17 protein-coding genes are annotated in these 19,502 nt (G+C 67.6%); 5 read left to right on the top strand and 12 right to left on the bottom strand.

Going from position 1 to position 19,502, the window contains the following annotated elements; genetic code table 11:
• Positions 1-97: 97 nt before the first annotated feature.
• Positions 98-1,171, bottom strand: a complete 1,074-nt coding sequence (locus ACQCSY_RS19840; protein WP_427131469.1) for a quinone-dependent dihydroorotate dehydrogenase — start codon at positions 1,169-1,171, stop codon at positions 98-100.
• A gap of 267 nt (positions 1,172-1,438) precedes the next feature.
• On the opposite strand from ACQCSY_RS19840, the gene ACQCSY_RS19835 reads away from it, so the two are divergent.
• The 3 genes from ACQCSY_RS19835 (at position 1,439) to ACQCSY_RS19825 (ending at position 3,591) form a co-directional block, all read left to right on the top strand.
• Entirely contained in the window at positions 1,439-2,500 is a 1,062-nt protein-coding gene (locus ACQCSY_RS19835; protein WP_427131467.1) for an alpha/beta hydrolase, read from the top strand.
• A gap of 249 nt (positions 2,501-2,749) precedes the next feature.
• Positions 2,750-3,364, top strand: coding sequence for an alpha/beta fold hydrolase (locus ACQCSY_RS19830; protein ID WP_427131465.1), 615 nt, complete (start codon positions 2,750-2,752; stop codon positions 3,362-3,364).
• Positions 3,325-3,591 (top strand): hypothetical protein, encoded by a 267-nt coding sequence (locus ACQCSY_RS19825; protein ID WP_427131463.1) that lies wholly within the window; start codon positions 3,325-3,327, stop codon positions 3,589-3,591. Before ACQCSY_RS19830 ends, ACQCSY_RS19825 begins: the two co-directional genes overlap by 40 nt.
• Positions 3,592-3,640: 49 nt before the next feature.
• Here the strand turns inward: ACQCSY_RS19825 and ACQCSY_RS19820 are convergent, their stop codons facing one another.
• From ACQCSY_RS19820 to leuA, 3 genes are all read right to left on the bottom strand, one after another.
• Positions 3,641-4,495, bottom strand: coding sequence for an isoprenyl transferase (locus ACQCSY_RS19820; RefSeq protein WP_427135955.1), 855 nt, complete (start codon positions 4,493-4,495; stop codon positions 3,641-3,643).
• Positions 4,496-4,503: 8 nt separating this feature from the next.
• Positions 4,504-5,256, bottom strand: coding sequence for a DNA repair protein RecO (recO, locus tag ACQCSY_RS19815; protein ID WP_427131461.1), 753 nt, complete (start codon positions 5,254-5,256; stop codon positions 4,504-4,506).
• A 102-nt stretch (positions 5,257-5,358) separates the two neighbouring features.
• Entirely contained in the window at positions 5,359-7,098 is a 1,740-nt protein-coding gene (gene leuA, locus ACQCSY_RS19810; RefSeq protein ID WP_427131460.1) for a 2-isopropylmalate synthase, read from the bottom strand.
• A gap of 250 nt (positions 7,099-7,348) precedes the next feature.
• Between leuA and ACQCSY_RS19805 the strand changes: the two genes are divergently transcribed.
• Positions 7,349-9,301, top strand: coding sequence for a M13 family metallopeptidase (locus ACQCSY_RS19805; protein ID WP_427131458.1), 1,953 nt, complete (start codon positions 7,349-7,351; stop codon positions 9,299-9,301).
• A 111-nt stretch (positions 9,302-9,412) separates the two neighbouring features.
• On the opposite strand, the gene ACQCSY_RS19800 is transcribed toward ACQCSY_RS19805, so the two are convergent.
• From ACQCSY_RS19800 to ACQCSY_RS19780, 5 genes are all read right to left on the bottom strand, one after another.
• Complete coding sequence (locus ACQCSY_RS19800) at positions 9,413-10,981, bottom strand: LCP family protein (protein ID WP_427131457.1); 1,569 nt, start codon at positions 10,979-10,981, stop codon at positions 9,413-9,415.
• A 109-nt stretch (positions 10,982-11,090) separates the two neighbouring features.
• The gene (gene era, locus ACQCSY_RS19795; RefSeq protein ID WP_427131455.1) at positions 11,091-12,050 is read right to left on the bottom strand and encodes a GTPase Era; all 960 of its coding nucleotides are present in this window, start codon (positions 12,048-12,050) and stop codon (positions 11,091-11,093) included.
• The gene (locus ACQCSY_RS19790) at positions 12,034-13,407 is read right to left on the bottom strand and encodes a hemolysin family protein (RefSeq protein ID WP_427131453.1); all 1,374 of its coding nucleotides are present in this window, start codon (positions 13,405-13,407) and stop codon (positions 12,034-12,036) included. Before ACQCSY_RS19790 ends, era begins: the two co-directional genes overlap by 17 nt.
• Positions 13,404-13,877 carry an rRNA maturation RNase YbeY gene (gene ybeY, locus ACQCSY_RS19785; protein ID WP_427131451.1) on the bottom strand — a complete coding sequence of 158 codons (474 nt, stop codon included), beginning with the start codon at positions 13,875-13,877 and terminating at the stop codon, positions 13,404-13,406. Before ybeY ends, ACQCSY_RS19790 begins: the two co-directional genes overlap by 4 nt.
• Positions 13,874-14,962, bottom strand: coding sequence for a PhoH family protein (locus tag ACQCSY_RS19780; RefSeq protein WP_427131449.1), 1,089 nt, complete (start codon positions 14,960-14,962; stop codon positions 13,874-13,876). Before ACQCSY_RS19780 ends, ybeY begins: the two co-directional genes overlap by 4 nt.
• Positions 14,963-15,385: 423 nt before the next feature.
• Between ACQCSY_RS19780 and ACQCSY_RS19775 the strand changes: the two genes are divergently transcribed.
• On the top strand, positions 15,386-16,276 hold the full coding sequence (locus ACQCSY_RS19775) for a GerMN domain-containing protein (RefSeq protein ID WP_427135953.1): 891 nt from the start codon (positions 15,386-15,388) through the stop codon (positions 16,274-16,276).
• Between the two features lie 61 nt (positions 16,277-16,337).
• On the opposite strand, the gene ACQCSY_RS19770 is transcribed toward ACQCSY_RS19775, so the two are convergent.
• The 3 genes from ACQCSY_RS19770 to hrcA all read right to left on the bottom strand — a co-directional run bounded on the left by ACQCSY_RS19770 (position 16,338) and on the right by hrcA (position 19,374).
• Positions 16,338-17,135: a 16S rRNA (uracil(1498)-N(3))-methyltransferase gene (locus tag ACQCSY_RS19770; protein WP_427131447.1), complete on the bottom strand. Its 798-nt coding sequence runs from the start codon at positions 17,133-17,135 to the stop codon at positions 16,338-16,340.
• Between the two features lie 2 nt (positions 17,136-17,137).
• Positions 17,138-18,268 carry a molecular chaperone DnaJ gene (gene dnaJ, locus ACQCSY_RS19765; protein ID WP_427131445.1) on the bottom strand — a complete coding sequence of 377 codons (1,131 nt, stop codon included), beginning with the start codon at positions 18,266-18,268 and terminating at the stop codon, positions 17,138-17,140.
• Positions 18,269-18,360: 92 nt separating this feature from the next.
• On the bottom strand, positions 18,361-19,374 hold the full coding sequence (hrcA, locus tag ACQCSY_RS19760) for a heat-inducible transcriptional repressor HrcA (RefSeq protein ID WP_427131443.1): 1,014 nt from the start codon (positions 19,372-19,374) through the stop codon (positions 18,361-18,363).
• Positions 19,375-19,502 lie beyond the last annotated feature (128 nt).

Genomic DNA, 19,502 nt, shown 5'->3' with positions numbered 1-19,502 from the left:
TCCGATGTCCCGGGGCGGTCCGCAGGGTTGCGGACCGCCGGCCATGGAGAAGCCCCCGGCAGCTGGCTGCCGGGGGCTTCTCCATGGCCGGCGGCGCCTAGCGCCGGCTGGGGTGCTTGGCCAGGAGCCGGTTGATGCGTCCGGCCCAGAAAGGTCCCTCGTAGAGGAAGGCCGTGTACCCCTGCACCAAGGTGGCGCCGGCGTCGAGCCGTTCCTGGACGTCCTGCACTGATTCGACGCCGCCCACGGATATCAGAGTCAGCGCGCCGCCCGTGGCGGCTTTGAGCCTTCTCAGCACTTCGAGGGAGCGCGTCTTCAGGGGCGCCCCGGAGAGCCCGCCGGCGCCGCAGGCCTGAACTTTGTCAGCACTCGAGACAAGTCCGCCACGGCCGATGGTGGTGTTGGTAGCGATGATGCCGTCCAGCTTCAGGTCCAGCGCCAGGCGCGCGACGTCGTCGATGTCCTCATCGCTGAGGTCCGGCGCGATCTTGACCAGCAGCGGCACATGGCGGCCCGCCGACTTGTCCGCCTCCTCCCCCACCGCCTGCAGCAGGGGCCGCAGCGTCTCCACGTCCTGCAGCAGCCGGAGCCCGGGCGTGTTCGGGGAGCTGACGTTCACCACGAGGTAGTCCGCCGCCGGCGCCAGGCTGCGGGCGCTGATCAGGTAATCCGTAACCGCGTCCTCAAGCTCCACGACTTTGCTCTTGCCGATGTTGACCCCGATCACGGGACGCACGGCGGGACTGTGCCGCTGCAGGGCAGCCCGGGCGGACTTGAGCCGCGGCGCCACCGCGGCAGCGCCGTCGTTGTTGAAGCCCATCCGGTTGATCACGGCCCTGTCCTCCACGAGGCGGAACAGCCGGGGCGCCGGATTGCCGGGCTGGGCCTGCCCGGTGATGGTTCCGACTTCCACGTGGCCGAAGCCGAGCTCGGTCAGCGCCTCGATGCCGTGGCCCTCCTTGTCGAAGCCGGCAGCCAGCCCGAAGGGCGAGGGGAACGTCAGGCCGAACGCCTCGGTCTGCAGGGAGGCCGCGGGGGCCGTGAATTTCTGCAGCACCCGTCCGGCACCGCAGCTGTGGGCCAGCCGGATGACCTTGAAGCCGATCTTATGGGCGCGTTCGGCGTCCATCCATGAGAAGGCCAGCCGGAAGAAAGTCGGATATACGCGCATGGCTCTAGTTTTCCGGTTCGGACCGCCCAGACCAAACCCGCATACCCGTGGGGTGCCCGTGTGACCGATCACCGGCTCGTCCGGGAGGCGCCGGCCGCGCCGCTGGCTGACCCGCCAGCCGGCGGCGCGGAGGCGCGTTAGCATGAAGCCATGACCAGCGACGACGGTGTTGGAAGGGCGGCAGGGCAGGGGACGTTCCTCGGCGGGTGCCTCTTCTCCGGCCGTTCGGCGGGCCGTGCCGCGGCGCCGTCCGCATAGGAGCACAAGATGGAATGGCAGACGGACATTCTGGGGGACGATTTCGAGGCCTGCGCCTTCCAGGCGGCGGGCCCGGACGGCGTGCAAAGGACGGCCACCCTGGTGCGGCATGTTCCCCGCGCGGCCGGAGAGAGCGGACACGAATCGGCCGAAGGCGAGGAACAGCGCCGCAAAAAACGGCGCCAGGGACCGGTTGACGGAGCCGGCCGGGAAGCGAAGCGGGCCGTGCTGTTCCTGCACGGCTGGAGCGACTACTTCTTCAATGAGGAGCTCGCTGAGTTCTGGACGGGCCAGGGATTCGAATTCTTCGCGCTGGACATGCACAATCACGGCCGTAGCCTGCGGCCGGGCACCCACGGCGGTTATGTGGCCGATCTGGAGGACTACGACGCCGAGATCACGCGGGCGATCGGCATCATCGCTTTGCTCCGGTCCGAAGGTTCGGCCCCGCCGCCGCTGACACTGATGGGTCACTCCACCGGCGGCCTGATTGCAGCATTGTGGGCCAGCCGCCACCCCGGGGTGGCCGCGCAGCTGGTCCTCGACAGCCCGTGGCTGGAAGTGCACGGCAGCCCCGCGCTGCGCCGCGCCGCCCGGACCATGGTGGAGCCGTTCGCACGGTTCTGGCCCGAATCCGTGATCCGCCTCCCCGAGCGGGCGTTCTACTGGCGCAGCATCAGCAACTCGGCCGAGGGCGAGTGGGCCCTGGACGACAACTACCGGCCGCCGCATGCCTTCCCGGTCCGCGCCGGCTGGCTCAGTGCCGTGCTCGCCGGCCAGGCCAAGGTGGCCCGCGGGCTGAACATCGACGTCCCGATCCTCGTGCTCATCTCGGGGGCCAGCGCCAACGGGATGATCTGGAAGGAGTCCATGCGCCGCATGGACGCGGTCCTGGATGTGAACACGATCGCCCTCCGCGCGCTGAGCCTGGGCCGCACGGTGACCCTGGAGCGGATCGACGGCGCCCTGCACGATGTATTCCTGTCCGCGCCGGGCGTCCGCGCGGATGCCTACGCCCGGCTGTCCCGCTGGATAAGGGCCTATGTCCTGGACGACGGCGTGACGGCGTGACGGCGACCGCGGCGCTTCCCGGGTGGAGACAGGACGCTCTGGGGCGCGGCTTCGAAGCCTTGGAGCTGACCGTGGCTCCCGACGACGAGGGACCGGTCAGCGCCACGCTCATCCGTCACGTCCCGGCCGCGGGACCGCCGGGAACCGACCCGCCTGGAGCCCGGCTGCTCGCGACCGTCCGGCGGCTGCTTCGCCAGCCGCCGCGGACCGGAGGCCACCACCAGGCGCCCGGGCGGGAAGCAGCCGCGCATGTTGTCCTCTACCTGCACGGCTGGCTGGGCGGACTACTTCCTGCAGGCCGAGCTCGCCGAACGGCTCGGGGCCGGCGGCGTCCACTTCTATGCGCTCGACCTGCGGAAGTTCGGACGCAGCCTGCGGGACTGGCAGACTCCTGGCTACAAACGGATCTGGCCGTCTACGACGAGGACATCGAAGCTGCCCTCACAGCCATCGGCGCCGACGTGGCCCTGCGCGCGGGCCGCGCCGGCGCCGACCGTGCACATCGTGGCGCATTCCTTTGGCGGCCTGGTGGCGGCGCTGTGGGCAGACCGGCACCCGGGCCGGCTGGGTACCCTGATCCTGAATGCGCCCTGGCTGGAACTGCAGGGCAGCAGCCTGATCCGGAGGATCGCGATGCACCTCGTGGAGCCGCTGGCGAGGACGGACCCGCGGCGCCCGTTCCTGCTGCCCGGCATGCCCTGCTACTGGGAAAGCGTGAGCGACCAGGCGCACGGCGAGTGGACAGTGGACCCGGTCTGGCGGCCGTCGGCGTCGTTCCCGATCAGGGCCGGCTGGGCCAGGGCCGTCCTGGCCGGCATGCGGCGGTGGAGCGCAGGCTGCAGATCCGCGAGCCGGTACTCGTGATGCTGTCCGGGCGGACCCGGATCCAGGGCGAATGGTCCGAGGAAATGATGCACCTGGACGCCGTGATCGACGTGGACGAAACCGCCCGCCGGGCGCTCGGGCTGGGCCGCCGGACGTCCGTTTTCCGGTACCCGGGGGCCATCCACGATGTCTTCCTGTCCCGCCGTGCGGTGCGGCAGGAAGCCTATGAGGACCTCGTCCTCTGGCTGCGGTCCCATCCGGATTGACGGCGCTAACTGATTGCCCGGACCACTGACTGAACAGATTGTCCCCGGGCTAGGCGCCCGGGCTGGCGGCAGCGGGAGCGGCGTCGACGGCCCCGCCGTAGCGGCGGTCCCGCTGCGCGTAGATCTCCACGGCGTCCCACAGCGTGCGCCGGTCCACATCGGGCCAGAGCGTGTCCAGGAACACGAATTCGGCGTAGGCGGACTGCCACAGCATGAAGTTGGACAGCCGCTGTTCGCCGGAGCTGCGCAGGAACAGGTCGACATCAGGGAGGTCGGGCTCATCCAGGTACTTCTGGATGGTCTTCTCGGTAATGGCCCCGGGCTTGAGGCGCCCCGCCGCCACCTCCTCCGCGATCGCGGACACGGCGTCGGCGATCTCGGCGCGGCCGCCGTAATTAACACACATGTTCAACGTACAGGTGCTGTTGCCCCGGGTGTAGTCCTCGGCTTCTTCCAGCTCACGGATGACCGAGCCCCAGAGCTTCGGACGCCTGCCGGACCAGCGGATGCGGACGCCCCATTCATCCAGCTGGTTCCGCTGGCGCCGCAGCACATCCTTGTTAAATCCCATCAGGAAGCGGACTTCTTCCGGCGAACGGCGCCAGTTCTCGGTGGAGAAGGCGTAGACGCTGACGTACTCGATCCCGAGCTCGATCGCGCCGGCCATGACATCCAGCAGGGCAGGCTCGCCCGCCTTGTGGCCCTCAATCCGCGGCAACCCGCGCTGGTTGGCCCAGCGGCCGTTGCCGTCCATGACGATCGCAACGTGCCGCGGAATGAACTCCGCCGGGATGGCGGGCGGGACGGCGCCGGAGGGGTGCGGGTACGGGGCCACCACGGGAGCGCTCCGAGGCTGGACCGGGCTCTTCTTCTTTCCCAGGCTTCTTCCCAGGTTCCTTCCCAACGCCACGGTTAAGTTCGCTCCACATGTTTGAGGGACTTCAGGACACGTTCCAAATGCCATTGCAGGTAGCTGGCCACCAGGCCGGCGGCTTCACGGCGGTGGACGGGTTCGGAAGCGTCCGCCGTCGGCCAGTTCCCGGTGAGCAGCGCGCCAAGGAGGCGGACGGTTTCCGCGGCGGGGGCCGGAGAACCCGGCGGCCGGCAGTCGGGGCACACCATACCGCCGAGCGGCGCGGAGAAGGCATTGTGCGGCCCGGCCGCGCCGCAGCGCGCGCAGTCAGTGAAACTGGGGGCCCAGCCTCCGGTGGACAAAGCGCGGAGCAGGTAGGAATCCAGGATGAGCTCCGAGGCGTGGTCGCCCCGGCTCAGCGATGCCAGGGCGCCCACGAGGAGGCTGTACTGGGCGGTTCCGGATTCGCCGTCGACGTCGGTGAGCTTCTCGGCGGTCTCCGTCATCGCAGCGGCCACCGTGTAGCGGCCGTAGTCGGCGGCGATGTTCCCGCCGTAGGCTCCCTTGGCGACAGCCTGCGTGACAATGTCCAGGGTGCGCCCGGAAATCAGCTGGAGGTCGGCAACCATGAAGGGCTCGAGCCTGGCGCCGAAGCGGCTGCTGGTGCGGCGGACCCCCTTGGCCACGGCGCGGACCTGGCCGTGGTGTTTAGTCAGCAGCGTGATGATGCGGTCCGCCTCGCCCAGCTTGTGGGTGCGCAGCACGACGGCGTCATCGCGGTAGGCGCGCGCTGCAAAGGATTGTTGAACCACAGTTAATCTTCGCACTGTCCTTCGGGAAACACGGTATGGGCCACGCGGCAAGGGAAACACGCTGCGCCGCCGGGATGTTCCGGCGGCGCAGTCTGCGGAATCTCAGGCGCGGACGTCCCGGATGGCGCGGTTCACAGCCGAGATCACTGCCTTGAGCGAGGCCATGCTCGTGTTGGCGTCGATCCCGACGCCCCACAGGACACGCTCCCCCACGGCGCATTCGACGTAGGCTGCGGCGAGGGCGCTTCCGCCTTCGGACAGGGCATGCTCGCTGTAGTCCAGCACACGGACGTCGACGCCGTCCTCACGCAGGATGCTCAGCAGGGCTGCGATGGGGCCGTTGCCGGTGCCGGTGCGGCGGACCTGGGCGCCGTCCACCTTAAGCGCGGCGTGCAGCGTCATCGCACCGTCCTCGTCCGCCTCGGTGCTGACCGAGCCGAGCGCGTAGCGTCCCCACTGAGTGTCGGCGGAGCCGGAGGGCAGGTATTCGTCCTGGAAGACCTGCCAGAGCCGGGCTCCGCTGACTTCGCCGCCCGCGGTGTCCGTATGCTTTTGGATGACACCGGAGAACTCGATCTGGGCACGGCGCGGCAGGTCCAGGTTGTGCTCGTTCTTCAGCAGGTACGCGACGCCGCCCTTGCCGGACTGGGAATTGACGCGGATGACGGCTTCGTAGCTGCGGCCGAGGTCCTTCGGGTCGATCGGCAGGTACGGGACCTGCCAGGTGTAGTCGGCGACTTCCTTGCCTGCGGCGGCCGCGTCCTTCTCGAGGGCTTCGAGACCCTTCTTGATAGCGTCCTGGTGCGAGCCGGAGAACGCCGTGAAGACGAGGTCCCCGCCGTACGGAGCACGCTCCGCAACGGGCAGCTGGTTGCAGTACTCCACGGTGCGGCGGATTTCGTCGATGTCGGAGAAGTCGAGCATGGGGTCGATGCCCTGGACGAACATGTTCAGGCCCAGGGTCACCAGGTCCACGTTGCCGGTCCGCTCGCCGTTGCCGAACAGGCAGCCTTCGATCCGGTCCGCGCCGGCCAGGTAGCCCAGTTCGGCGGCCGCGACGCCGGTGCCGCGGTCATTGTGCGGGTGCAGGGACAGGATGATGCCCTCACGCGGGTGCAGGTGGCGGCTCATCCATTCAATGGAGTCGGCGTACACATTGGGGGTGGCCATTTCGACCGTGGCCGGCAGGTTGATGATGACCTGGCTGTCGGCGGATGCCTCGAATACGTCGGCGATCGCGTTGCAGACGCGGACGGCGTACTCCAGCTCGGTGCCGGTGAAGGACTCCGGCGAGTACTCATAGGTGATGTGCGTGTCGGCGAGGGTTTCCTCGTACTTCTTGCACAGCCGGGCGCCCTGGAGTGCGATGTCCAGGATGCCGTCCTCGTCCTGGTTGAAGACAACACGGCGCTGCAGGACCGACGTCGAGTTGTAGAGGTGGACAATCGCCTGCTTCGCGCCGACCAGGGACTCGTAGGTCCGCTCGATCAGGTGCTCGCGGGCCTGGGTCAGCACCTGGATGGTGACGTCGTCGGGGATGTGGTTGCCCTCGATCAGCTGCCGGACGAAGTCGAAGTCCGTCTGCGACGCCGAGGGGAAGCCGACCTCGATCTCCTTGTAGCCCATCCGGACCAGCAGGTCGAACATCTTCATCTTGCGGGCCGGGCTCATGGGGTCGATCAGGGCCTGGTTGCCGTCGCGCAGGTCCACGGCGCACCAGCGCGGGGCCTTGGTGATCACCTTGTCAGGCCACGTGCGGTCCGGCAGTTCGACCGTGATCATGTCCTGGAAGGGGATGTAGCGGTGGACGGGCATTCCTGAGGGCTTTTGTGCGTTTCGCATTACTATCGGGGCCTTTTCTGTGATTCTTGGTGAAAGGGTGGCCGGGCAACACAAACTCCGCAGCGAGGGTGGGCCTTGCGCTAGATCGCGTCTGAGGCCTCGCCGCGGCAGCTAAGAAGAAGCAGTTCTGCGCGCACCTTTTCACAGTAACACGGGTGCGTAAGATGAAGGAGCCATATCACCGCAACGTCCACCATGCAGACCGTGCACCGCCAGCTCGGGTGCCGTCCTGCCTCTCAAAGGAGCATCCGTGCCACTTTCGGGAATCGACCTGTCCACTATCGACGCCAGTGTCCGGCCGCAGGATGACCTGTACCAGCACGTCAACGGCGGCTGGCTCAAGAGCACCGCCATTCCGGACGACCGGCCGCTGGAGGGCACCTTCACCGCCCTTCGCGACGCCTCGGAGCTTGCCGTGAAGGAGATCATCGAGCACGCGGCGGGCCGTGGGGAAGAGGCCACCGGAATCGAGCGGAAGGTCGGGGACCTGTACAACAGCTTCATGGACGAAGCCGCGGTGGAGGCCAAGGGCCCGGAACCGATCCGGGAGCGGCTGGCGAAGGTGTTCGCCACGACGTCCAAGGCCGGACTCATCGCACTGGCCGGCCGCCTGTTCCGTGCCGATGTTCCAGGCCTGTTCTACATCTACCCCGCCCCGGATGCGGGGAACCCGGACCGGATCCTGCTCTACACCGGCCAGGGCGGACTCGGCCTCCCGGACGAGTCCTACTACCGTGTGGAGAAGTTCGCACCGATGGTCCAGGGCTATCGCGGCCATGTTCAGACGATGCTCGGCCTGGCCGCCGTGCACGACCCCGAGGGCGCCGCCGGGCGTGTGGTGGACCTGGAGACTGCCCTCGCCGCGCACCACTGGGACAACGTCACGCTGCGCAATCCGCAGAAGACCTACAACCTGAAGTCCGCCGACGAGGCGGCACAGCTGTTCCCGCTCCTCGGCACCTGGTTCGATGCCGCCGCCATTGCCCCGGACAAGCGCGAGGAACTCGTGATGAGCACTCCGGATTTCTTCGCCGGGGCGGCCGCGCTGCTGGACAGGGAGCCGCTCGCCACGTGGCAGGAATGGCTCGCGATGCGGGTGGTCAGCGCCGCCGCACCGTACCTTTCCGCAGACTTCGTGGACGCGAATTTCGCCTTCTACGGAACCACCCTCAGCGGCACCCCGCGCAACAAGGACCGCTGGAAGCGGGGCGTCGGCGTCGTCGAGGCCGCCCTCGGCGAGGCGGTCGGCCAGATCTACGTGGCCCGGCACTTCCCCGAAACGCACAAGGCGCGCATGCAGTCGCTCGTTGCGAACCTGATCGAGGCGTACCGCCAGTCCATCACGGGCCTGACCTGGATGGGTGAGGAGACCAAGCTGGAGGCGCTCAAGAAGCTGGACTCCTTCCGGGCGAAGATCGGCTACCCGGACAAGTGGATCGACTATTCGGCGGTGGAGATCGATCCGGCCGAACTGCTGGGCAACGTGGAGCGCGCGCACAGCGCCGACGTCGACCGCCACCTCGACGAGGTGGGCAAGCCCGTGGATCGTGAGAAGTGGCTCATGACCCCCCAGACGGTGAACGCCTACTACCACCCGCTGCTCAACGAGATCGTGTTCCCCGCCGCCATCCTCCAGCCGCCGTTCTTCACCGCCGACGCCGACGATGCGGTCAACTACGGCGGCATCGGTGCAGTGATCGGGCACGAGATCGGCCACGGCTTCGACGACCAGGGCTCCCAGTACGACGGCAGCGGGCTGCTCCGGAACTGGTGGACCGAGGATGACCGCGCCGCGTTTGAGGCGCTGACGTCGAAGCTGGTCGCCCAGTTCGACGCGCTCTCCCCCAGCGCCGCACCCGGGCACAACGTCAACGGCAAGCTGACCCTGGGCGAGAACATCGGCGATCTCGGCGGCCTGACCATTGCCTACAAGGCGTATCTGATCAGCCTCGGCGGCCAGGAGCCGCCCGTGCTGGACGGACTGACCGGGTTCCAGAGGTTCTTCGCCTCCTGGGCCGCGGGCTGGCGCCAGGTCATCCGGAACGAGGAAGCCATCCGCCGCCTCGCCACGGACCCGCACTCCCCCAACGAGTTCCGCACCAATGCGATCGCCAAAAACCTCGATGCATTCCATGCGGCCTTCGGCGTCACAGACCAGGACGGAATGTGGATGCCGGCGCAGGAGCGCGTCAGCATCTGGTGAGCGCCGCCATACCCTGACACGACGGTCCCTGACACGACGAAGGGCCGGCCACTATGGCCGGCCCTTCGTTCGTTTCTGTCAGCCCGTGTTTCTGTCAGCCCGTGGAGAGGCTCAGCGGGTGATCAGTTCCGGGTTGGCCTGCTGGCAGACGGTGTCCCCGGCGGTCTGGTTGACGATGTCCGACGGCAACTGCGGCGCAGCATCCCCGGTCTTCGTGCCGCTCGCGAAGTCGCTGCCCACGTAGACCTGGACACCTGCGACGCCGGGGGCAGGAAGAACCTGCGTGGCCGGAATCCCGAGCATCGCGGCGACGTCCGCGGCCACCTCGGCGAACTGCGCACCGTAATAGACGGCAGTGGTCGCGACCGGCTTGGCCGTCAGCTGACCCAGCTGTGTGAAGCCCCCGGCAGTGAGCGCCTGCATGATCTCCTGGGACCGCGCCGGCACGCCGGAGCCGTTGGCCACCGTGACGGGCTGCAGGGTCTTGTCATAGGCAGGTGACGTCTCGCTGGGCGTCGGCCCGGAGCTGGCGCTGGGCTCCGCAGCCGCGCTCGGCGTCGCAGTCGGGTCTGTCAGGTCCACGTTCTTGCGCATCGCGGCGAAGAGCTGGGATGCGGCCGGCTCTGCGAACTGCAGGCGGTTGATGTCCGTCTCCGCCGGGACGGTCGGAACTGCCACAAACGCGACCTTGCCGACGTCGATGTTCTTCAGCCGGTTACCCACGGTGAGCAGGGTCGGGATGGAGGCCAGACCGTCGTCGATCGTGAGGTTCTTGGTGACGACGTCGGCAATCTGCAGCATCTTGCCGGGGTTGGACAGCGTGCCGTCGTCCTTCAGCTTGCGCGTCAGCGAGGACAGGAAGCCCTGCTGGGCCTTGATCCTGCCGAGGTCGCCGCCGTCGGCAAAGGCGTGCCGGGTCCGCAGGAACGCCAGGGCCTGCTCGCCCTGCACCGAGGACGTGCCCTTGGGAAGCCGCAGCTTAGAATCGGGGTCGTACACGGCATCACTGATGCAGACGTCCACGCCGCCGACGGTGTTGGAGAGTTCCTTGACCGCATTGAAGTCGGCCATCATGAAGTGGTCGATTTCCAGGCCCGTGAGCTTGTTGACGGTATCCACGGCGCAGCCGATGCCGGCCTCGGACATCGCCGAGTTGATCATCACGCTCTTCTGCGCCGGGTACTCGGTGCCGGTCTTCGGATCCTTGCATTTCGGCACGTCGACGAGCAGGTCGCGCGGGAAGCTGATGACATTCACGCGCTTGTTGTCGGCCGAGATGTCCAGCAGCATCATCACGTCCGAATGGCCGTAGCCGGTGGAATCGTCGGGGGTGCCGTACTGGGAGTTCTTGCCGTCGCGGGTGTCCGAGCCCAAGACCAGGATCTGCATCCGGTCCGTCGAGTCGTTCACCGCGCCCTCGGTCTTGGTGCTTCCGGCGCTCAGCGGCGCCTTGGTGAGGTTTCCCTGCAGCCGGATGGCCCAGTAGGCGCCGAACGCGATCACGCCCACGAGGAGGACCGCTACCACGCCGGTGCCGATCTTCAGCCAGGTGGGGGTCCGCCGGACAGCGCCCAGATGGCGGGCGGGGCCGACGGAAGGATCTTCCGTGTGCCGGGCAGCGGCGCCTGACCGAACCGGGGCACCGGTTCCGTCTGCACGGTCTTCACGGGGTCGAACCACTTGTTGAGCCTTCCTTCACGAACGGGAGTCCGCCTATTTTAGTGTCCCAATCTGGGAAAACACCGATGGACGCCGTCTTGGGAGCGGCGGGGCGGGTCTTAGGCCCTGGTCAGAACCCGAGCTTGACGAGCTGTTTCGGGTCCCGCTGCCAGTCCTTGGCGACCTTCACGTGCAGGTCGAGATAGATCCGGGTGCCCAGCAGCGCCTCAATGCCTTTACGGGCGGTGGTGCCGACCTCCCGGAGCCGGGCGCCGCCCTTGCCGATGATGATGGCCTTCTGCGAGGACCGCTCAACGTACAGGTTGACCCGGACATCCAGAAACGGGCTGTCCTCCGGCCGGCCTTCACGGGGCACGATCTCGTCGACCACAACCGCCAGGGAGTGGGGCAGCTCGTCACGGACGCCTTCAAGGGCGGCTTCGCGGATGAGTTCGGCCACCATGACGGCTTCGGGCTCATCGGTCAGTTCGCCGTCCGGGTAGAGCGGGGGCGACGGCGGCATGTGGCTGATCAGCACGTCCGCCACGGTCTCCACCTGGAAGCCGTCCGTCGCCGAGACCGGAACGATGTCCTTCCAGCCCTCTTCGCCCAGGACAGAGCGGCCCAGTTCCGCGACGGCGAGCAGCTGCTCGGTCAGGGCCTGGCGGTCCACGAGGTCCGCCTTCGTCACGATGGCAACGATCGGCTTGTTCCCGACGGCGGCGAGCTGCGCGGCGATGAACTTGTCCCCTGGGCCGATTTTCTCGTTGGCCGGCAGGCAGAAGCCGATCGCGTCGACCTCGGCGAGGGTGTCGGCGACGAGCTCGTTCAGGCGCTTGCCCAGCAGGGTGCGCGGACGGTGCAGCCCCGGGGTGTCCACCAGGATCAGCTGGGCGTCGTCCCGGTGGACGATGCCGCGGATGGTGTGCCGCGTCGTCTGCGGCTTGGCCGAAGTGATCGCGACCTTCTTGCCGACCAGTGCGTTGGTCAGCGTGGATTTGCCGGTGTTGGGCCGCCCTACCAATACCGAGAACCCGGCGCGGTAGCCGCCGTAGGCTGCTTCGCCGTCGGTCTTATTCTGCTTGCTCACGTGGAACTCCCTGTTGGATTGGTGCGGCCTGGATCGGTGCGGCCTGGATCGGTGCGGCCTCGTCGAGAAGGCCTTCAAGGTCAGTATCGTTTGGAACGGCGCCTTTTGGAATGGCGGCCGCAATGATGTGACTGACACGGTTCCGTCGGCCCTCCAGCCGGTCAGCGCGGAGGGAGAGGCCGTGGACCTGGACGGTGCTGCCGACAATCGGCACCCGGCCGAGCGCCTTGGCGAGCAGGCCGCCCACGGTGTCCACTTCGTCGTCGTCGAGCTCCAGATCGAAGAGTTCGCCGAGGTCATCGATGCTCATGCGCGCACTGACGCGGTAGCTGCCGTCACCGAGCTCTACGGCCTCGGCGCTCTCGGTGTCATATTCATCCACGATCTCGCCGACGATCTCCTCAATGAGGTCTTCGAGGGTAACGAGTCCGGCTGTTCCCCCATATTCGTCGATGACGATCGCGACGTGCGTGGACTCCTTCTGGAGCTCGCGCAGAAGCTCGCTGACCGGCTTGGAGTCCGGCACGTAGCGGACTTCCCGGGCAAGGTCGTCGACGACGGGCGGTTCCTCCTCGGGGCCGAGATTGTGGATCACGGCGGCGACGTCCTTGAGGTACACGATGCCCAGGATCTGGTCCGTGTTCTCCCCGATCACCGGGATCCGCGAGTATCCGGAGCGCAGGAACAGCGACATGGCGCGCCGCAGGCTGGATCCGGAGTCGATGCACAGGATGTCGGTCCGCGGCACCATGACCGAGCGGACGAGGGTGTCGCCGAAGTCAAAGACGGACTGGATCAGCTCGGCCTCGTTGTCCTCGATCACGTCGGACTCGGACGCGCGGTCCACGAGTTCGCGGAATTCCTCTTCACTGAAAAACGCCTCGCTGTCGGCCGGCGCACCGGGGGCGACGGCGCTGCCGAGCGTGACGAGCCACCCCGGAATCGGTCCCAGCACCGCGTACAGGGAACGGACCAGCGGGGCGCTGAACCGGACCAGGCCGGCGGAGTGGACCCGGCCCAGCTGCCTCGGGGAGACCCCCACAATCACGAAGCCGATCAGCGCCATGATGCCGGTAGCGGCCAGCCCGGCGAGCCAGACGTTGTCCAGGACGGTGTACAGGAGCACGGTCACGGCGACGGCGGACGCCATTTCGAACCAGATCCGCCAGAACCTGAGGGCCCGCATGTGTGCCACGGGCTGCGCCAGGATGCGTTTCAGTGCCGTTCCCCGGCTGTGCAGCACAGCCTGTTCGGCGTCGTGCCGGGGCAGGAAATTGAAGGCGGACTCGGCCGCGGTCAGCACTGCGGCAAAGCTGAGGAACACCAGCGCCATGCCGGCCAGGATCAGTGGGGTCACTGAATCGTCTCTGAGGGGGCCTCTTTGCCGGTGAAGGCGGACAGCAGCTCACGCTGCAGCCCGAACATCTCTTCCTTTTCCTCCGGCTCGGCGTGGTCATAGCCCAGCAGGTGCAGGATGCCGTGCGTGGTGAGCAGCAGCATCTCGTCCTGGGTGGAGTGGCCGGCCTCCCGGGCCTGGACCTCGGCCACCTGCGGGCAGATGGCGATGTCGCCGAGCATGCCCTGCGGAGTCGGCTTGTCCGGGGTGCCCGGGGTGAGTTCATCCATGGGGACGGACAGCACGTCGGTGGATCCGGGCTCGTCCATCAGTTCGATGTGCAGCTTCTCCATGGCGGGTTCGTCCACCAGCAGGATGGACAGCTCCGCCTGCGGGTGGATGAAGAGGCGTTCGAAGATGAACCGGGACAGCGACACCAGCTGGGCCTCGTCGACCTCGACGCCGGACTCGTTGTTGACCTCGATGCTCATGCGTGTTCTCCCCGCGGTTCCCGGGCCACGGAGTGCTTGACGCGGCTCCTCTGGATCTCGTCCCAGATGCCGTAGGCATTGACGATGTCGCCCACCAGACGGTGCCGGACGACGTCGCTGGCATCGAGCACCGAGAAGTTGACGTCGTCGATGCCCTGCAGGATTTCTTCGACGATCCGCAGCCCCGAGCGGGTACCGAACGGAAGATCCACCTGGGTGACATCGCCCGTGACCACCATCTTCGAGCCGAAGCCCAGCCTGGTCAGGAACATCTTCATCTGTTCCGGGGTCGTGTTCTGGGCCTCATCGAGGATGATGAAGGCGTCGTTGAGGGTGCGGCCGCGCATATAGGCCAGCGGCGCGACCTCGATGGTGCCGGCCGCCATCAGGCGCGGGATGGACTCTGGGTCCATCATGTCGTGCAGGGCGTCGTACAAGGGCCGCAGGTAGGGATCGATCTTGTCGCTCAGGGTCCCGGGCAGGAAGCCGAGCCGCTCCCCCGCCTCCACGGCAGGGCGGGTCAGGATGATGCGGCTGACCTCCTTCTGCTGCAGGGCCTGGACGGCCTTGGCCATGGCCAGGTACGTCTTGCCCGTGCCGGCCGGTCCGATCCCGAAGATCACGGTGTTCGCGTCAATGGCGTCCACGTAGTTCTTCTGGTTCAGCGTCTTCGGGCGGATGGTCTTCCCGCGGGTGGAGAGGATATTGGTGGTCAGCACGTCCACGGGGTTCTGCAGTGACTGACTGCGGAGCAGCGAGACGAGCTGCTGTAGCACAGCGGGAGTGATGACGGTGCCCCTGGCGACGAGGCCGCGCACCTCGTTGAGCAGGCGCATGATCCGTGGCACATCGGCGGAGGGTCCGCTGATCGAGAGTTCGTTCCCGCGGACGTGGAAGTCAACGGCTGGGAACTGGTTTTCGATGAAGCGCAAAGCCTCGTCGTGACTGCCTAAGGACTGGACCATCTGGTCCGAGTCATCGAACAAGACCACCTCTGTCCGGAGCCCTGGTAGGGAGTGGGGGAATTCACCTGCGGTGCGCGCTCCGGCGCTGATCCGGGCCTTGCCGTTCGCTGCTTCAGTCATGGTGTTGGCCCGCGGGCCTCTGGTCCCCTCCAGTTCGGAAATGGTCTGTCCCCGTGATCCGGTCCGACGGCGTCGCTCGCCTTCTGCGCCGGGTTTCAGCGGGTCCTTCCATCTTACGCCAGCGCGGCGCAGCGGACGCCGGGCCGCTCCCCGGCAGCGGGTTCCCCGATTTAGGTATCAACTTTGTATCGGCCGCATATCGTTCCCGTTGCAGTTCCGGCGGCCGGTCCCAAACCGCGGTGTCCCGCCGGGCCGGTGTGCCATGCTGGAAATCGGCTGCCCCCAGGGCGCCCGGCCCGGCAGCTAACCAGCGGTTAAGGGCGGTAAATGGCGGCGGCGATGGAAAGGACAGCGGCAATCAGGCAGCGTGAAGTTGAACGGTCAGCAGCAGTCGGGCGCAGGCGTCCCGGCGTGTTGCTGCTGATGCTGCCCGCGGCACTGGTCCTCTCCGGGTGTGTGGCCACGCCGCAGACCGGCATCACCAACTCCAGCAGCCCGTCCCAGATCATCCCGGGTCCGGTATCCTCCGGCGCCCCGACCACCAGCGCGCCGCTTGAAACCACCCAGACCTCCAACAAGGCCCCGGTCTACTGGATCGGCCGGAGCAATGACAGCGTGTTCCTCTACCGCGAGTTCCGCGACGTCCCGGACCAGGGCAATCCCGTCACGCGTGCCCTCCGGGTGATGATGTCCCAGAAACCGCTCGACCCGGACTTCTTCACCCCCTGGCAGAACCCGAAGAAGCTGGCGACGTCCATTTCCGGCAAGAATGTCATCACCGTGGATGTGTCGGCTGATGCCTTCAACAGCAACGTGGACGCGGCGATGGCCGAACGCGCAATACAGCAGCTCGTCTATACGGCGACGGCGGCCGCCGCCAGCGCGGGCCTCATCGACTCCGGGCAGCAGATCCAGGTTGTGGTGCTCGTCGACGGGCATACCGACTATGTCGCCTTCAACCACGTCCGGCTCGGCTCTCCGACGTCCCGCAGCGCCGGGATGGTGGCTCCCGTGTGGATCGTTGATCCGCAGGAAGGCACCTCCGTGGCTGACGGGGCCGTCAAGATCAACGGCCGGAGCACCGTTCCCGGCGGAAAACTCCGCTGGGAGATCCTGAAAGTTGATGGCGGCAACGCCAAGACCGCCTATCTGAACGGCAACGCCACCGCCTCGGCCGATGCCGCCCAGTCCGGCGCGTTCACCCTCTCCGTGAACCTTGGCCGGGGGAACTACGAGGTCCGGGTGTCCCAGGTTGACGCGGCACGAACTGTCGCGGACCAGTTCGTCGACACCCGCGGCTTCACCGTCAAATAGCCCGCCCGAATTGGCCCGCCCGATAGATCCCGTCAGTTGGACCGGGCCCGTGCGTGGCCCGTTACCAGCGGCCGAGGATGTCGCTGGCCAGCACGGTCGCGGCGGGGCCGGCGGTGGACGAACGCAGCACATGATGCCCCAGCAGGGCGGTGACCGCACCGGCGTCGCAGAGCCGGGTCACTTCCCGCGGGCTGATGCCGCCCTCCGGGCCCACGATCAGCAGCACTTCACGGCTTGTTTGCCGCGGCCCGCCGTCGGACGCCGTGCCGTCCGTTGCCGGGCCCCCCGCCCATGCCTCCAGCACCTGCCGCAGGGGGCGCACCGCGTCCTCGTGCAGGATGACCGCGAGGTCCGCGGCGGCAACGGCCGCCTGCAGGCCGTTGCCGTCGACGGCGGCACGCACCTCGGGAATCCAGGCACGGCGTGCCTGCTTGGCCGCCGCGGTCACGACTGACTGCCACTTGGCGTGCGCCTTCGCTGCCCGTTCAGCCTTCCACCGGACGATCGAACGCTCCGCCTGCCACGGAATGACGGCGTCGATCCCCAGCTCAGTGGCGGTTTCGGCGCCGAGCTCATCGCGGTCGCCCTTGGCGAGGGCCTGGACCAGGACAAGGCGGATGCCGGGCCGGGGTTCGGCGGAGATGTCCGTGCATTCCACGGTCAGTTCCCCGGGCGCGGCGGCGGTCACGGTGCCGGTGAGGCGCTTGCCGGCGCCGTCGGCGATGTCCACCGCCTCCCCGACGGCAAGTCGCCTAACCGTGACGGCGTGGCGGGCCTCGGCGCCCCCGAGGACAAAGGTCGACCCGGGGACCTGCTGGTCCAGGGTTCCTGCGGCGGTGAAGAAGACCGGGTTGCTCACCGCTAAAGGTTACCGAGCCTGTCCCGCAGTTTGGCGAAGACGCCGCCGCTGGCGGCAAGCTTTCCTTCGGTGAACTGTTCGCCGCGCAGCTTGGCGAGCTGCCGGAGCAGGTCTTCCTGGGCGGCGTCGAGCTTGCCGGGGGTCTCCACTTGGAGGTGCACCCTGAGGTCCCCGCGGCCGTAGCCGCGGAGGTGGGTGACGCCGAGTCCGCGCAGGGTGAGGACCTCGCCCGACTGGGTGCCGGCCTTGACATCGATCTCCTGCTGCCCGTCAAAGGTGTCCAGGGTGAGCTCCGTGCCGAGCGCGGCGGCGGTCATCGGGATGTTGAGGCTGGCGTGCAGGTCATCGCCGTCGCGGACGTAGGTGGGGTCGTTGTTGACCCGGATCTCGACGTAGAGGTCGCCGGCGGGGCCGCCGGCGGGTCCTGCCTCGCCCTGTCCGGAAAGCTGGATGCGGGTTCCGGTGGCAACGCCGGCGGGAACCTTGACGGTCAGGGAACGGCGGCTGCGGATCCGGCCCTGGCCGCTGCACTCGTTGCAGGGGTCCTTGATCACGGTGCCGAAGCCCTCGCAGGAGCCGCAGGGGGCCGAGGTCATGACCTGGCCGAGGATGGACCGCACGGCGCGCTGGACCTGCCCGCTGCCGCCACAGATGTCGCAGCGTTCCGGGTGGCTGCCTTCGCGGCAGCAGGAGCCGTTACAGGTGGGGCAGGTGACGGCGGTATCAACCTCGAGTTTCTTGTTGACGCCGAACACAGCGTCGCGGAGGTCGATCCGGACGCTGATCAGGGCGTCCTGGCCGCGCCGGATCCTGGACGCCGGGCCGGCCTGGCCGCCGCCGGCGCCGAAGAAGGTGTCGAAGATGTCCTGGAAGGCGAAGCCCTGGCCGGAGTAGCTGCCGCCGCCGAAGCCGTTGTCGGTGCCGTTCTCGTTGCCGGTGGTGTCATAGATCCGGCGCTTCTGCGGATCGGAGAGCACCTCGTATGCGTGGGTCACGGCTTTGAACCGGTCCGAGGCGTCGTCCCCCGGGTTCACGTCCGGGTGCAGGGTGCGTGCCAGCTTGCGGTAGGCCTTCTTGATCTCTTCCCCCGTCGCTTCGCGGGAGACTCCAAGAACGTCGTAATGGCTGCTCAAAGTTCGTATCTCTTCCTTGTTGTACTGCCTGTCGGGGCAAGAAATCCGGTGCGCGGCGGCCCGGGGCCGCCGGCTGGTCGGTCAGGGGCCGGTCAGGGCCCCAGAATCCTGGAAAGGTAGCGGGCCACGGCGCGGACGGCGGCCATGGTGGTGGGATAGTCCATCCGGGTGGGTCCGAGCACGCCGACCTTGGCCGTGGCATCCGGGCCGTAGCCGGTCGCGACCACGGAGGCCTCGGCGAGCCCGTCGTACGGGTTTTCCCGGCCGATGCTCACCGTGACGCCGCGCGGGTCCTCCGCCATTTCGCTGAGCAGGCGGAGCATGACCACCTGTTCCTCGAGTGCCTCCAGCACGGGGCCGATGCTCAGCGGGAAATCCACGTTGGAGCGGGCAAGGTTGGCTGTGCCGGCCATGACCATGCGCTCTTCGCGGCTGCTCGTGGCCATGGCCTCGAGGGCGCGGGCCAGGGCCTGGGCAGCGCCGCGGCGCGCCGGCGGGCAACTGGCGACGAGAACCGGCAGGGACTGCAGCAGCAGGCTCAACGGCGCCCCGGAAAGGCTGCCCAGGAAGCGGCTCCGCAGCTCGGAGAGGGCCTCGTCGGGAAGGTCCTGCCCGACGTCGATGACCCGCTGCTCCACCTTGCCGGTGTCCGCGATCAGCACCGCCAGCACCTGCCTGGGTGCCAGCAGCACGAATTCGATGTGCCGGACCTTCGCCCGGCTCAACAGCGGATACTGCACCACCGCGACCTGGTTGGTCAGCTGCGAGAGGAGGCGCACGGTGCGGTCGAGAACGTCGTCGAGGTCCTCGGATCCCTCGAGCAGGGCCTGGATGGCGCGGCGCTCCGCTGGGGAAAGCGGCTTCACCGCCGAAATCTGGTCGACGAAGAGCCGGTACCCCTTGTCCGTGGGAATCCGTCCGGCACTCGTGTGCGGGGCCGTGATCAGGCCCTCATCTTCCAGCGCCGCCATGTCGTTGCGGATCGTGGCACTGGACACGCCGAGGTGGTGCCGTTCAACGAGTGCCTTGGAGCCAACGGGTTCACGGGAATGGACGTAGTCCTCCACGATGGCGCGCAACACTTCGAGTTTGCGTGGTTCGCTCACCCTCCACCTCCAATCGACTGTCCCTCATCCGGTGCCCGCCGGTCCACGGCGGGCGGTCCGCAGTGGCGACTCATATTGGGCCGGTTAGCACTCGACATGCCTAAGTGCTAACCAGTCTAATATGAGTC

Origin of the sequence: Pseudarthrobacter sp. S9 (genome assembly GCF_050156545.1) — a bacterium.
Taxonomy (GTDB): Bacteria; Actinomycetota; Actinomycetes; order Actinomycetales; family Micrococcaceae; genus Arthrobacter.
Note: the sequence above shows the minus strand (reverse complement) of the source record. Positions and strands in the feature narration are given on the sequence as shown.